This window comes from Microbacterium sp. HSID17254, from assembly GCF_003989315.1.
Lineage (GTDB): Bacteria > Actinomycetota > Actinomycetes > Actinomycetales > Microbacteriaceae > Microbacterium.
In genome coordinates this window covers 1-13,280 of sequence record NZ_RBLT01000056.1, presented here as the reverse complement: position 1 = coordinate 13,280, position 13,280 = coordinate 1, and the positions used below count along the sequence as shown (strand labels likewise).

Here is a 13,280-nt window from a genome sequence, read left to right as displayed (position 1 = left end):
TCGGCGGGACGCAGCTCACCCCCGCCGATCAGGGCGGCGATCGCCGCGGCGAGGCGGGTGGAGAGGGTGCCGTCGCCGTGGGCCCAGCGGCCGAGGCGGGCGGCGAGAGCGCCCGCGGCGACCTCACCGCCCTGCACGAGGGGGCCGGGGGCCGATTCGTGGGCCACCGGCGTCGAATTGGCCCTGTCGAGGGTGTCCATGAGAGCCGATTCTGGACCAATGACAGCTTCGACGACCAGCTTCGGCATCGATCTCGGTCCAATTCAGCAGGATTGGACCATCGGTGAGCTTCTCGCATGGCTCCAGGACGACAGCCGCACGCACGACCCGGCCCTCCGCGAACCGCTCGCCCGCATCGAGGCCGCCGTGACCGGCACCCCGTGGCCGAGCTCCCCGTCCACAGCGGCCTTGATCCGTTCTCTCGCGGCGGCGTCGCGGTCCGGAGGCCTCGCCCCCGTTCGAATCGCTCACTTTGTACCAAATCCGGCGGAGATGGAGCACAGTGAGCGATTCGAAACGAGTCAGCTGGCCTGAGCCCCGGGAGTGGTGACGATGTCGGCGCGGTCACGGAAGCCCTCCGCCGTGACCCTGTCCAGCGCGACCTGCTTGCGGATGGCCAGCGCCTTCTCATAGAGGCTCGGGTCGCCGTAGCTCGTGAGCACCTTCACCAGCACCGGCAGCAGCTCGATCATGAAGAACAGCGCGGCGATGAGGATGTGCGCCCAGAGGATCGCGGGCTCCTTCTCGCTCAGGCGGTTGAGGCCGCTGATCTGACTCAGCAGCCCCACCGCCCCGGCGTTGCCCTGCGCCACGGAGTCCGCCCGGGCGTTGAAGGCCGCGAGCGCCTGCTCGTACGTGTCGCGCGCGGCGGGGAGCTCGTCCTTCGCCTGCTGACGGTTCTGCGACTCCGAGGCCGTGGTGTTCTCCTTGGCGGCGCTTCCGGCAGCGGCGAGCTCCTCGTTCGCGGTGCGGAGCTGGGCCGCGAGCGCGTCGTAGGTCTGCTGGGCCTCGGCGAGCTGGGCCTGGGCGGCCTGAGAGCTCGCGCCCTCGCCGTTCACACCGGTGCAGCCGGGGACGGTGCCCGCACCCTCGCCCGTGAGCTCGCACTGGTACAGCGTCCGCGCCTGGTCGATCACGGCCTGCTGCTCCGTGAGCTTGGCCGTCAGGTCGTCGACCGTGGACTGGGCGGCGGACTCGGTCGCCGACGACGACTCGGTCCCGGCGACGATGCCCGTCGCCGCCTGGTTCTCGAGCGCCGCGACACGCTCAGATGCCGCATCCAGCGCCTTCTTCTCGGGGCCGGTCTCGAGCGCCTCCTGGTCGGCCTGTGCCTGGACGATGTTGGTCGCGGCGACCTCGCGCGAGATGTCGTTGTGGAAGATCTGCAGAACGAGTGGCTCCGCGACGACGAAACCGATGATCGCGGCCATGATGACGCGGGGGATCGCCAGACCGATGAGCTTCCAGACGTTGCGGGTCGACGTCATGGTCGAGGTCAGGAAGCGGTCGAGGTTGAAGATGATGAGCGCCCACACGATCGCGAGCGGGATGGCGAGCCAGACCGCCGCGCGCACGCCCGTCGTGAGGGCGAAGAGCATGGAGATCGCGCTGACCAGGGCGGTCCCGGCGAGCACGAAGAACATCTGCACGAAACGCGGGGTCTCGCCGGGGACGCGGTCGAGGATCTCGCCCTCGGCCCCGCCGAGGATCGCGAGAGCACGGAGGCGCTCGGCGGCGGTGCGACGACGACGCGGCTTCCGGACGCGCGGCGGACGCGCCTTCCGGTCGGGGACGGGCTCCGCGTCGACCGGGGCGTCGGGCGCCGTCACCGGCTCGGGCGTCGGGTCGTCGGACGCGACGTCGGACTGCGCGGGCGTGTCGCCGGTCGGCTCGTACTCGCGCAGGAAGTCGAGGTCATCCGTCTCGGCGTTCGGGTCGCCGTCGAGGATGATCCGACCCTGCGAGTCGAAGCGACCCGGGCGGTGGGCGGAATAGGGCATCCCGATAATCTACGAAACTCCGCCTGTGCATACCGTGGAAGATCCCTTGGACGGGCCTTCGAGTCGCGCGAATGGCTGCATCCAGGCCGGGTTTGGAGCCAGGTGAGCGATTCGAACCGGGGTCAGGCCATCGCCGCGGCGGCAGCCTCGTCCTCGGTCGTCGCGACGAGCTGTCCGCAGGCGCCGTCGATCTCCTTGCCGCGGGTGTCGCGGAGGGTCGTCGGGATGCCGGCGTCGTTCAGCCGTCGCACGAACTCGTCCGTGACGTCCTTCTCCGACGAGGTCCAGATCGAGCCCGGCGTCGGGTTCAGCGGGATCGGGTTCACGTGCACCCACCCGCGACCGCGCTGGTTGAGCTTGTCCGCCAGCAGGTCGGCCCGCCAGGCGTGGTCGTTCATGTCCTTGATGAGGGCGTACTCGATGGACACGCGGCGCCCGGTCTTGGCGTAGTAGTCGTAGGCCGCGTCGAGCGCCTCGTCGACCTTCCACCGCGAGTTCACGGGGATGAGCTCGTCGCGCAGGTGGTCGTCGGGGGCGTGCAGCGATAGGGCGAACGTGACGGGGATGTTCTCGTCGGCCAGCTTCCTGATCGCGGGCACGAGCCCCACCGTCGACACCGTGATGCCGCGGGCGCTCATGCCGAGACCGTCGGGCTGCGGGGCGACCATGGTGCGCACCGCGTCCATGACGCGCTTGTAGTTGGCCAGCGGCTCCCCCATGCCCATGAAGACGATGTTCGAGACGCGCTCCATGCTGTGGTCGTCGCGCTTCTTGCCGCCCAGCTCGCCGTTCGCGATGGCCCGGTTGGCCCGGACGATCTGCTCGATGATCTCGGCGGTGGACATGTTGCGCGTCAGCCCCGCCTGACCCGTGGCACAGAACGGGCAGTTCATGCCGCAGCCGGCCTGGCTCGACACGCACAGCGTGATGCGGCCGGGGTAGCGCATGAGGACCGACTCGACGAGCGCGCCGTCGTGCAGACGCCAGAGGAACTTGATGGTGTCGCCGCGGTCGGTCTCCAGCCGCCGCACCTCGGTCATGAGGGGCGGGAGCATGCCGGCGACGAGCTCGTCGCGGATGCCGGCGGGGAGGTCCGTCATCTCCGCGGGGTCGGACGTGTAGTGACGGAAGTAGTGCGTGGCGAGCTGCTTGGCGCGGAACCCGGGGAGTCCGAGCTCCTTCACCTTCTCGATGCGCTCGGCCGGGGTGAGGTCGGCGAGGTGGACCGGCGGCTTGCCGCGCTTCGGGCTCGCGAACTGCAGCAGGGGGCGCCCCTCGGCGTCCTTCTTCTGGGTCCAGCCCTCAGTCGCGGGGCGCACCTGCGGGGCGCGGGTCTCGCGGATCGCCCCCGAACGGGACGACGCGGGCGCAGTCGCGGGGCGCGTCTCGGGTGTGCGGGGGTTCTCGGCCATCCCTCCAGGGTACCGGGATGCGGGTGGGAGGCGGCTGGGCACGATCCCTGTCACGGAGCGGGGCCGAGTCTACTTGTAATGACAAGTTGCGGTGCGGAAGAATGGGCGCATCCCCCTCGATCAAGGAGCAGCATGTCCGACCGTCTCGCCCGCGCCCGCACCACCGGCATCCTCGCCGTCCTCCGCGCCCCGTCGCCGGAGCTGGCTCTGGAGGCCTCGGAGGCGATCATCCGCGGCGGAGTCTCCGGTATCGAGGTGACCTTCTCGACCCCCGACGCGCCGGCCGTGATCCGCGAGCTCATCGCCCGCCATGGAGACGCCGCGTACATCGGCGCCGGCACCGTCACGACGGCGGAGCAGGCGACCCAGGCCGCCGACGCGGGTGCCGCGTTCCTCGTCAGCCCGGGAACCCTCCCCGACCTCACGCGCGCCATGCTCGACACCGGCCGCGTCGTGATGACCGGCGCGATGACGCCGACGGAGGTCATGAGCGCGCTCGATCTCGGGGTCGACGTCGTGAAGATCTTCCCCGCCTCCCTCGGCGGCCCCTCCTACCTCGGTGCGCTGCGCGGACCGTTCCCCGACGCCCCGCTGATGCCCACGGGAGGCGTGAAGCCCGACAACCTCGCCGACTGGTTCGCCGCCGGTGCGGTCGCCGTCGGGGCCGGTGGAGACCTCGCGAACGGCACAGCGATCGCGAACGCGGACTGGGCGGACATCGAGGAGCGCGCCGCGCGCTTCGCCGCCGCCCTCGCTGCCACGCGGAGCTGAGCCGCCGACCTCCGGGATCATTTGGTATACCGGATGCATGCGGATGCGACGGAGTGCGGCGGTCGGCGTGCTCGCGGGGGCACTGCTTCTCGCCCCAGCCTGCACCGCTGCACCCTCGTCGCCCCACACGGCACCGATCCCGGAGGTTCCCATGACCGACGCCACGTCCGACCTGCTCGCCGCGGCCGCCGCGGGGGACGCTGACGCCGTCCGCCGCGCGCTCGGCGCGGGCGCCGACATCGAAGCCCGTGGCGACGGCGGCATGACCCCCCTGATCACGGCCACCAAGGCGAACCACGTCGACGCGGCACGGCTCCTGATCGAGGCCGGCGCCGACGTGAACGCGAAGGACGACATCCAGGACTCCGCCTACCTCTACGCCGGCGCCCGCGGGCATGACGAGATCCTGCGGATGACCCTGGCGCACGGCGCCGACCTCCGCAGCACGAACCGCTTCGGCGGCACCGCGCTGATCCCCGCGTCCGAGCGCGGCCTGCTGCCGACGGTGGAGATCCTGCTGGAGGCGGGGGTCGATCCGGATCACATCAACAACCTCGGCTGGACCGCCCTGCACGAGGCGATCGTGCTCGGCGACGGCTCCGCCCGCTACGTCGAGGTGGTGCGCGCTCTCCTCGACGGCGGGGCCGACGCGACCATCCGCGACGGCGACGGGGTGCTGCCGGTCGACCTCGCGACCGACCGCGGGTATGACGCCATCGCCGCCGAGCTCCGGCGGTGACAGCGCTCGATCCCTGGGCCTGGGCCGCGCTCGGCGTGGCCGCGGTCGTCATCGGGATCTCGAAGACCGCTCTTCCGGGCGGCAGCATCCTCGCGATCGCCCTGTTCGCCGCGGTCCTCCCCGCACGCACCTCCACGGCCGCGACGCTCCTGCTGCTGATGGTGGGCGATGTGTTCGCACTGCTGGCCTACCGACGGCACGCGCATTGGCCCACGCTGCTGCGCCTCGCACCGGCGGTCGTGGCCGGACTCCTCCTGGGCTTCGCGTTCCTCGCCCTGACCGGAGACGGGGTCGTCCGCCGCGCCATCGGTGTGATCCTGCTGCTCATGATCGCCGTGACGCTGTGGCGGCGATGGCGGCAGGCGCGGGCGGAGCAGGAGGCGGCGGCGCGGGGCGGCGCGCTGCTGGCCGGCGTCTACGGCACGCTCGGCGGCTTCACGACCATGGTGGCGAACGCGGGCGGGCCGGTCATGTCGATGTACTTCCTCGCCACGCGCACGCCCGTCCAGGTGTTCCTGGGCACCTCCGCCTGGTTCTTCGCGATCATCAACGTGATCAAGGTGCCGTTCCTCGCCGGGATCGGACTGTTCACCGGGCCCGTGCTGCTCACCGATGCGATCCTCGCGCCGCTCGTGGTGCTCGGCGCGCTGCTCGGGCTGCGGGTGGCGCGGCGCCTGGACCAGCGGCTCTTCGACCGCATCGTGATCGTGCTGACGGTCCTCGGCGCCGTGTACCTGCTGCTCTAGCCCTTCGACAGCCTCAGCCCCTTCGACAGGCTCAGGGACCCAGAGCTGGGTCGCTGAGCCTGTCGAAGCGCGTCAATCCAGGAAGATGTCCGGGAACAGCGCGCTGTCCGGAGTCCCCGGCACCGCGGCGTAGCCCGAGAAGTCGGTGACGCCGTTCGCCTCGAGCACGTCCTCCACGATCAGCGACTGTCCCGTGTACGTGCGCGCCGGCTGGGTGAGCACGGCGTAGGCGGCGTCGGCGTAGATGTCGGCGGTCCGGCTCGCGGCCATCACCTTGTCGCCGCCGAGGAGGTTCTGCACCGCGGCCGTCGCGATCGTCGTGCGCGGCCACAGCGTGTTGGCGGCGATGCCGTCGGCCGCGAACTCCGCCGCGAGTCCGAGCGTGACCATCGTCATCCCGTACTTGGCCAGCGTGTACCCGGTGTGCGCGCCCAGCCACTTCGGGGTGGGATTCAGGGGCGGCGAGAGCGAGAGGATGTGCGGGTTCTCGGCGTCCTTGAGGATGGGCACCGCGGCCCGGGAGAGCATGAAGGTGCCGCGGACGTTCACATCCTGCATCAGGTCGTACTTCTTCGCGGAGAGGTCGAGCGACCGGGAGAGGTCGATGACGCTGGCGTTGTTGAGGACGATGTCGATCCCGCCGAACTCGCCCTGGGTCTTCATGACGGCCTCGGTGATGTGGTCGTCGTCCCGCACGTCGCCCACGATCGGCAGGGCCTGGCCGCCGGCGGCGCGGATCTGCTCGGCCGCGCTGTGCACGGTGCCCTCGAGCTTCGGGTGCGGGGAGTCGGTCTTGGCGAGCATCGCGATGTTCGCGCCGTCCGCGGCCGCGCGCAGGGCGATCGCGAGGCCGATCCCGCGGCTGCCGCCCGACATGAGGATGGTCTTTCCGGCGAGTGTGCTCATGGTTCTCGTTTCGAATCGCTTGATTGGCTGGATTTCCGGGTCGAATCGGGTCATTCAGGCGATTCGAAGCCGGGAGGGGTCACCGCGGCGCCATGCGGATGGCACCGTCGAGGCGGATGGTCTCGCCGTTGAGGTAGCCGTTCTCGACGATCTGCTGCACGAGGGCGGCGTACTCGTCGGGGCGTCCGAGGCGAGCGGGGAACGGCACCTGCTGTCCGAGCGAGTCCTGCGCCTCCTGCGGCAGGCCCATGAGCATCGGGGTCTCCATGATGCCGGGGGCGATCGTGCACACGCGGATGGCGTGACGGGCGAGCTCGCGGGCGATCGGGAGGGTCATGGCGTGCACGCCGCCCTTGGACGCCGAGTACGCCGGCTGCCCGATCTGTCCGTCGAACGCGGCGACGCTCGCGGTGTTGACGATGACCCCCCGCTCCTCGTCGTGCAGCTCGTTCGCGGCGATGACGGCGGCGGCCTGGGAGATCACGTTGAACGTGCCGACGAGGTTGATGCGCACGATGCGCTCGAAGTCGGCGAGGACGGCGGGCGTGCCGTCCCGGTCGAGCACCTTGGCAGGCGGGGCGATGCCGGCGCAGTTCACGACCACCCGCAGCGGCGCGGCGGCCTGTGCCGCGGCGACGGCGGCCTTGACCTCGTCGACGCTCGTCACATCGGCGGGCACGAAGAGACCGCCGAGCTCTGCGGCGATCTCCTCCCCCTTCGACGAGGCGAGGTCGATGATCGTGACGTGCGCGCCTGCGGCCGTGAGCCGACGGGCGGTGGCCAGCCCGAGTCCGGAGGCGCCGCCGGTGACGAGGGCACCCTGTCCGCTGATCTGCATCTGATGTTCTCCTTCGAACGTCGTCGTGCGACATGCATGGAACGCAGTCCCAGCCTATGCGGTTCTTGGTTTCACCGCAGGCCCGCCGCGTCGACCCGAGCCTACGACACCGAGGTTCCGGCAGGATGGAAAGGTGAGCATCCCCGCCGCCTCCGTCGAGGTCCCCGCCCGGGTGCGCGAACTCGCCGCCGGGGCCGCGCTGACCCCCGCGTGGCGCAACGCGATCGGCGGCCTGACCTTCCGCACCGACGACGGCCGCTACATCAAATGGGGTCCCCACGATCCCGAGGCGAGCATGCGCGACGAGGCCGAGCGGATGCGCTGGGCCCGCACCTGGACCACCGTGCCCGAGGTGCTCTCCCAGGGCCAGGACGAGGCGCACGAATGGCTCGTGACGGCGGCCCTGCCCGGCAGCAGCGCCGTGGATCCGCGGTGGGCCGCCTCTCCCGAGTCCGCCGTGCGCGCGGTCGGGCTCGGCCTGCGCCTCCTGCACGATGCGCTCCCCGTCGCGGAGTGCCCGTGGACCTGGAGCCCCGAGGAGCGCATCGCGAACGCCGCCGCCCGTGGCACGCTGGTGCCGACGGACCTGCAGGAGCCGCCGTCGATCGACCGGCTCGTGGTCTGCCACGGCGACGCGTGCCTCCCCAACACCCTGCTCGACGACGACGGCCGTCCGGTGGCCCACGTCGACCTCGCCGCGCTCGGCGTCGCCGACCGGTGGGCCGACATCGCCGTGGCCGCCATGAGCACGCTGTGGAACTTCGGTCCCGGGTGGGAGGACACGCTCATCGCCGCCTACGGCGTCGACCCCGATCCCCCGCGGCTGGAGTACTACCGACGGCTCTGGAACGAGACCTGAGCCGCGCTCACGCCTCGGGATGCGCGTCGCTGAGGAGGCTGCCGTCGGGCGGCCGCCGATCCCACGACGGTTTGCGCAGCGCATAGAACAGCAGCGGCGGCACGCCGAGCACGACGATCACCAGACCGACGATCCACGGGTACGCGGCGGCCGGGAAGGCGGTGAACCCCTGGGGCGGGATGAAGGCGAGCACGAACGCGGCGAGGCAGGCGACGAAACCGACCCCGGCGACGAACGGCAGGGCCTTCACGCGATAGGCCCGGTGGACGTCGGGCGCCTTCCGCCGCAGCACCATCGCCGAGGCGAACATGAGCATGTACATGATGAGGTACAGGGCGGCGGCCATGTCGATGAGGGCGACGAAGGCCGCGCTGACGTTCGGCACGATGATGAAGATCGCCGCGAGGATCGTGACGATCGTGCCCTGGAGCATGAGGATGCCCGACTGGACCCCGGCCTTGTTGCGCTTCTGCAGCAGCGGCGGGAGCAGACCCGTCTCCGCCGCCGCCAGCACACCCTTGGACGGACCGGCGACCCAGGTCACCACCGAGGCGAGGGCACCGGCGGCGATGAGCGCGGACACGACGGCCGTCGCCCACCCCATGTCCCAGTGGTCGAAGTACTCCCCGAACGCGAGCATGATGCCGTTCGTCAGCCCGAGTTCCTTCTCCGGCACCGCGACCGCGATCGCGATGGTGGGCAGGATGAAGACGAGCAGGATGAGGCCGGCGGCGAGGAACACCGAGCGCGGGTAGCCCTTGCCGGGATCCTTCATCTGGTTCACGTGGACGGCATTCACCTCCATACCGGCGTAGGCGAGCACGTTCGACACGATCAGCACGATGGAGGCCAGCCCCGTGAACGGCGGGATCATCGCCGAGGCATCCAGCGGCACCTGACTCTTCTCTCCGCTGAACACCCACACCGCCCCGAACACGATGAGCAGCACCGCCGGGAACAGGGTGCCGATGATGCCGCCCCACGAGCCGAGCTTCGCGAAGAGGTCGCCGCCGCGGAGGGTGACCAGGGTGGAGCCCCAGTAGAAGACGATGATGACGACGGCGGTGAAGAACCCGGAGCTGGACAGCGAGGGGTCGAGGAAGACGAAGGCGAGGGCGCCGGCCACGAACGCGAGCTGCGTCGGGAACCAGACCACGTTCTGGATCCACTGCAGCCACACCGCGGTGAACCCCCAACGGTTGCCGAGGGCCTCGCGCACCCAGACGTACACGCCGCCCTTCCACCCCGTCGCGAGTTCGGCCGCGACGAGGGCCGTGGGGATGAGGAAGAGGATCGCCGGGATGATGTAGAGCGTGACGCTGCCGAGGCCGTAGATCGCCATCGCCGGCAGCGATCGCAGGCTCGCCACGACCACGAGGGTGAGCAGGGCGAGCTGCCCGACGCCGAGGACGGCGACGGCGGGACGGGAGATGCGCGGCGTGGAGGCGGCGCCGGCGGCACCGGACTGCGGGGCGGACATGTCGGCCCCCTAGTGGTGGAACGCCGAGTCGGGGTGGTCGGACGGCATGGGAGCCGTGAGCGCGTCGAGGTGGGCCACCTCGGCGGTGATGGCGTCGAGCAGTTCGGCGGCCAGGTCCATGCTGAGCCCGTTGCGCACGACGATCCGCTGCACGGTGAGGTCTTCGAGGTCCGCGGGCATGGGATAGGCGGGCACGAGCCAGCCGCGCATCCGGAGGCGGTCCTGGAGGTGGTAGAGCGTCCACTTGTCGGTGTGCCCGTCCTTCAGGCGCCAGGCGAAGACGGGGATGTCGCTGCCGTCGTTCCACAGCTCGAACGCATCGAGCTTCGCGATGCCCGCGGAGAGGAACCTCGCCACGTCCTGCGAGGCCTGCTGCACGGCCCGGTAGCCCTCGAACCCGAGGCGGAGGAACAGGTAGTACTGCAGCAGCACCTGAGCGCCAGGGCGGGAGAAGTTCAGGGCGAAGGTCGGCATCTCCCCGCCGAGATAGCTCACCTTGAACACCAGGTCCTCCGGCAGCCAGTGCGCGTCGCGCCAGACCACCCACCCGAGACCCGGGTACACGAGACCGTACTTGTGTCCCGAGGTGCTGATGGAATGCACGCGCTCCAGTCGGAAGTCCCAGACCAGGTCGGGCTGGAGGAACGGGGCGATCATCGCGCCCGAGGCGCCGTCCACGTGGATCGGGATGTCGAGACCCGTCTTCTCCTGGATCGCGTCGAGCGCCGCGGCGATCTCGGCCACCGGCTCGTACATACCGGTGTAGGTGACGCCCATGATGGCGACCACCCCGATGGTGTTCTCGTCCACGTACTTCTCGAGGTCATGGCCGTCGAGCGTCTTGTGCTCCTCGCTGATGGGCACGTAGCGCGGTTCGACGTCGAAGTAGTTGCAGAACTTCTCCCAGCACACCTGCACCGCGCTCGACATCACGAGGTTCGGCGTGGAGGCGTCCTTGCCGGCGGCACGCCGGGCCTGCTGCCAGCGACGCTTGAACGCGAGACCGCCGAGCATGCACGCCTCGGAGGAGCCGATGGTCGACGTGCCGATGCTGCGGGAGGCGTCCGGCGCCTTCCACAGGTTCGCGAGCATGTGCCAGCAGTTGTCCTCGATGGCGGCGGTCTGCGGATACTCGTCCTTGTCGATCATGTTCTTGTCGAAGGAGGCCATGTAGACCTGCTTCGCCTCGTCATCCATCCAGGTGCTGACGAAGGTGGCGAGGTTGAGGCGCGCGTTGCCGTCGAGGATGGTCTCGTCCTCGACGATCTGCTTCGCCGTCGCGGGAAGCGACTCGGAATCCGGGATGACGTGTCGCGGTGCGACGGTGGCCTCACCCGGCCGCGTGAACAGCGGCTGGTCGTCGGCGGAGGAGATGCTCATGGGACGTCCCTTTCGGTCGGTGTCGATTGGCACTGTCTCCAGCGGACGCTAGACCGGCCGTCGAGTCACCTCCAGGGGCCCTCGTCCGAAAGGGGTGAGGTCAGGACGGCCCGAGGATGAAGTTCCAGGCGCCGGTGGCGACCGCCGCGGCGATCGCGATCCCGGAGATCGCGGCCCCGACGGCAAGGAGGGCCCACTCGGGGGCGCCGAAGCGGGACTCGCGCGCCCAGGTGCGACGGCCGGGGGCACCGAAGCCCCTCGCCTCCATCGCGGTGGCGAGCTTCGCGCCGCGGCGGATCGACAGGACGAGCAGGGCGAAGGCCATCCCGAGGAAGCGCCGGATGCGGCCGCGGTCGGCCACGCCGCGGGCTCGACGCGCCAGTTCCAGAGCCCGCCAGTCGTCGAGGAACAGCCCCACCATGCGCAGTCCGGCGAGCGCGCCGAGCACGAATCGGGCGGGCAGGCGCAGGATCTGCCCGAGGCCGTCGGCGAGATCGGTCGGATCGACCGTGATGAAGAGCACCACCGAGGGCAGGGCGATCGCGAGCACCCGGAGCATCGTGGCGACGGCGAGCGCGAGCGACCCCTCGCTGATGCGCAGCACGAACCAGTCGACGTAGACCGTGCCGCTCGTCTCGCCGTACAGGGCGATGGTGAGCCCTGTGAGCGGCGCTGCGAGCCAGACCGGCCAGGTGCGCACCCAGAACTCCCGCCACCCGATGCCGGCGAACAGGAACAGCACCGCTTCGAGCACCAGGGCGACCGCCGCCGAGACGGGATCCAGCGTGAGGATCAACGGCACGGCGATGAGCGCGCTCACGCCGAGCTTCGCGACCGGGTTGATCCGGGCCACGACGCCGGCGCGGGCGCGGGTGTCGGCGAGATCCGTCATGCCGGCGCCTCCAGGGCGAAGCGGGTGGCGTGCAGGGCGCGCGCCACGTCGAGGTCGTGCGTGACGGTGACGATCGCGGAGCCCTCATCCCGGAGGGTGGCGAGCATCGCGACGAGCTCGGCCCAGGTGCGGGCGTCCTGTCCGAACGTCGGCTCGTCGAGGATCAGCACCCGGGGTCGCGTGGCGATCGCGGCCGCGACGGTGAGACGGCGCTTCTCCCCACCCGAGAGCGTGTACGGGTTCGCGGCTCCCAGCGCGGACAGGCGCAGGCGGGCGAGCAGCTCGTCGACGCGGGCCTCGACCTCGTCCTCGGGGACGCCCAGCGCGCGCGGGCCAATGGCGAGCTCGTCCCGCACAGTGGTGGCGAGGAGCTGGTGCTCCGGCTCCTGGAAGACCATGCCGATCCGGGTGAGGAGGTCGCGGGACGCCCAGCGGATCGGCGCGGGATCGGCACCCTGCGCGAGCATCGGCGCCGCGATCACGGCCCCCTCCGCGGGCGGGAGCAGGCCCGCGAGGGTCAGGCCCAGCGTGGACTTGCCCGCGCCGTTCGGACCGGTGATCGCGAGGGCCTCGCCCGCCCGCACGTCGAGGTCGATGCCGCGGGCCACCGGACGCCCCTTCACCCGCGCCACGGCGAGTGCTCGGGCCGACAGCAGCACCTCGCCGGGCACTGTCCTCGGTGCCGGGGGCTCGGCGGGAGGACGCCCGGGCACCCAGACGCCGTCCGCCGCCAGGCGCTCTCCCTGCGCACCGAGCACCGCGGCGGGAGGGCCGTCCGCGACCACCCCGCCGGCACCGAGCACGATGACCCGGGTGAGGAGCGGCAACCACACCTCGAGTCGATGCTCCACGACCACGAGGGTGGCGGGGTGCGCGGCGAGCATCCGCTCCACCGCCTCCCTGACCTCGCGCACCCCGTCCGGATCGAGGTTCGCCGTCGGCTCGTCGAGGAGGACGAGGCCGGGGCGCATCGCGAGCATGCCGGCGAGGGCGAGACGTTGCTTCTGGCCGCCCGACAGCGCCTTGGTCGGATGATCGAGCGGCACGTCGAGGCCGACGGCAGCGAGCGCCGCCTCGACACGCGGCCAGATCTCCGCACGCGGCACGCCGAGGTTCTCGCACCCGAACGCGACGTCGTCGCCCGCGCGGGCGAGGATCACCTGGGAGTCGGGGTCCTGGAGCACGAGCCCGGCGCGCCCGCGAGTCGCCACCGCCGGAGCGTCGTCGACGAGGAGCTCCCCCGCGCTCTCGCCCTCC

12 protein-coding genes and 1 pseudogene are annotated in these 13,280 nt (G+C 71.0%); 4 read left to right on the top strand and 9 right to left on the bottom strand.

The window, feature by feature from the left end; translation table 11 throughout:
* The 3 genes and pseudogenes from D8M34_RS16865 to rlmN form a co-directional block, all read right to left on the bottom strand.
* Window positions 1-200: pseudogene (locus D8M34_RS16865) on the bottom strand (hypothetical protein); the annotation flags it as partial.
* 321 nt (window positions 201-521) lie between these two features.
* On the bottom strand, window positions 522-2,000 hold the full coding sequence (locus D8M34_RS16860; protein ID WP_126894586.1) for a DUF4407 domain-containing protein: 1,479 nt from the start codon (window positions 1,998-2,000) through the stop codon (window positions 522-524).
* Window positions 2,001-2,122: 122 nt separating this feature from the next.
* Window positions 2,123-3,412: a 23S rRNA (adenine(2503)-C(2))-methyltransferase RlmN gene (rlmN, locus tag D8M34_RS16855; protein ID WP_238695698.1), complete on the bottom strand. Its 1,290-nt coding sequence runs from the start codon at window positions 3,410-3,412 to the stop codon at window positions 2,123-2,125.
* 132 nt (window positions 3,413-3,544) lie between these two features.
* On the opposite strand from rlmN, the gene D8M34_RS16850 reads away from it, so the two are divergent.
* The 3 genes from D8M34_RS16850 to D8M34_RS16840 all read left to right on the top strand — a co-directional run bounded on the left by D8M34_RS16850 (window position 3,545) and on the right by D8M34_RS16840 (window position 5,668).
* Window positions 3,545-4,183, top strand: coding sequence for a bifunctional 4-hydroxy-2-oxoglutarate aldolase/2-dehydro-3-deoxy-phosphogluconate aldolase (locus tag D8M34_RS16850; protein WP_126894585.1), 639 nt, complete (start codon window positions 3,545-3,547; stop codon window positions 4,181-4,183).
* Between the two features lie 151 nt (window positions 4,184-4,334).
* Window positions 4,335-4,922 (top strand): ankyrin repeat domain-containing protein, encoded by a 588-nt coding sequence (locus tag D8M34_RS16845; protein WP_238695697.1) that lies wholly within the window; start codon window positions 4,335-4,337, stop codon window positions 4,920-4,922.
* Complete coding sequence (locus D8M34_RS16840) at window positions 4,919-5,668, top strand: sulfite exporter TauE/SafE family protein (protein ID WP_062637104.1); 750 nt, start codon at window positions 4,919-4,921, stop codon at window positions 5,666-5,668. The genes D8M34_RS16845 and D8M34_RS16840 overlap by 4 nt, the downstream gene beginning before the upstream one ends.
* 72 nt (window positions 5,669-5,740) lie before the next feature.
* On the opposite strand, the gene D8M34_RS16835 is transcribed toward D8M34_RS16840, so the two are convergent.
* Together D8M34_RS16835 and D8M34_RS16830 are read right to left on the bottom strand one after the other, a co-directional pair.
* Window positions 5,741-6,574: an SDR family oxidoreductase gene (locus D8M34_RS16835; protein ID WP_025104853.1), complete on the bottom strand. Its 834-nt coding sequence runs from the start codon at window positions 6,572-6,574 to the stop codon at window positions 5,741-5,743.
* A 79-nt stretch (window positions 6,575-6,653) separates the two neighbouring features.
* Complete coding sequence (locus tag D8M34_RS16830) at window positions 6,654-7,412, bottom strand: SDR family NAD(P)-dependent oxidoreductase (protein WP_062637106.1); 759 nt, start codon at window positions 7,410-7,412, stop codon at window positions 6,654-6,656.
* A gap of 133 nt (window positions 7,413-7,545) precedes the next feature.
* On the opposite strand from D8M34_RS16830, the gene D8M34_RS16825 reads away from it, so the two are divergent.
* The gene (locus D8M34_RS16825) at window positions 7,546-8,271 is read left to right on the top strand and encodes an aminoglycoside 3'-phosphotransferase (protein ID WP_126894583.1); all 726 of its coding nucleotides are present in this window, start codon (window positions 7,546-7,548) and stop codon (window positions 8,269-8,271) included.
* A 7-nt stretch (window positions 8,272-8,278) separates the two neighbouring features.
* On the opposite strand, the gene D8M34_RS16820 is transcribed toward D8M34_RS16825, so the two are convergent.
* The 4 genes from D8M34_RS16820 to D8M34_RS16805 form a co-directional block, all read right to left on the bottom strand.
* Window positions 8,279-9,751: an amino acid permease gene (locus D8M34_RS16820; protein WP_238695696.1), complete on the bottom strand. Its 1,473-nt coding sequence runs from the start codon at window positions 9,749-9,751 to the stop codon at window positions 8,279-8,281.
* Between the two features lie 9 nt (window positions 9,752-9,760).
* The gene (locus D8M34_RS16815) at window positions 9,761-11,131 is read right to left on the bottom strand and encodes a glutamate decarboxylase (protein WP_126894582.1); all 1,371 of its coding nucleotides are present in this window, start codon (window positions 11,129-11,131) and stop codon (window positions 9,761-9,763) included.
* Window positions 11,132-11,231: 100 nt separating this feature from the next.
* Window positions 11,232-12,023 (bottom strand): energy-coupling factor transporter transmembrane component T family protein, encoded by a 792-nt coding sequence (locus tag D8M34_RS16810; RefSeq protein ID WP_025104858.1) that lies wholly within the window; start codon window positions 12,021-12,023, stop codon window positions 11,232-11,234.
* A partial coding sequence (locus D8M34_RS16805) for an ABC transporter ATP-binding protein (RefSeq protein ID WP_202976271.1) occupies window positions 12,020-13,280 on the bottom strand: 1,261 nt, incomplete at its 5' end. The genes D8M34_RS16805 and D8M34_RS16810, both read right to left, overlap by 4 nt.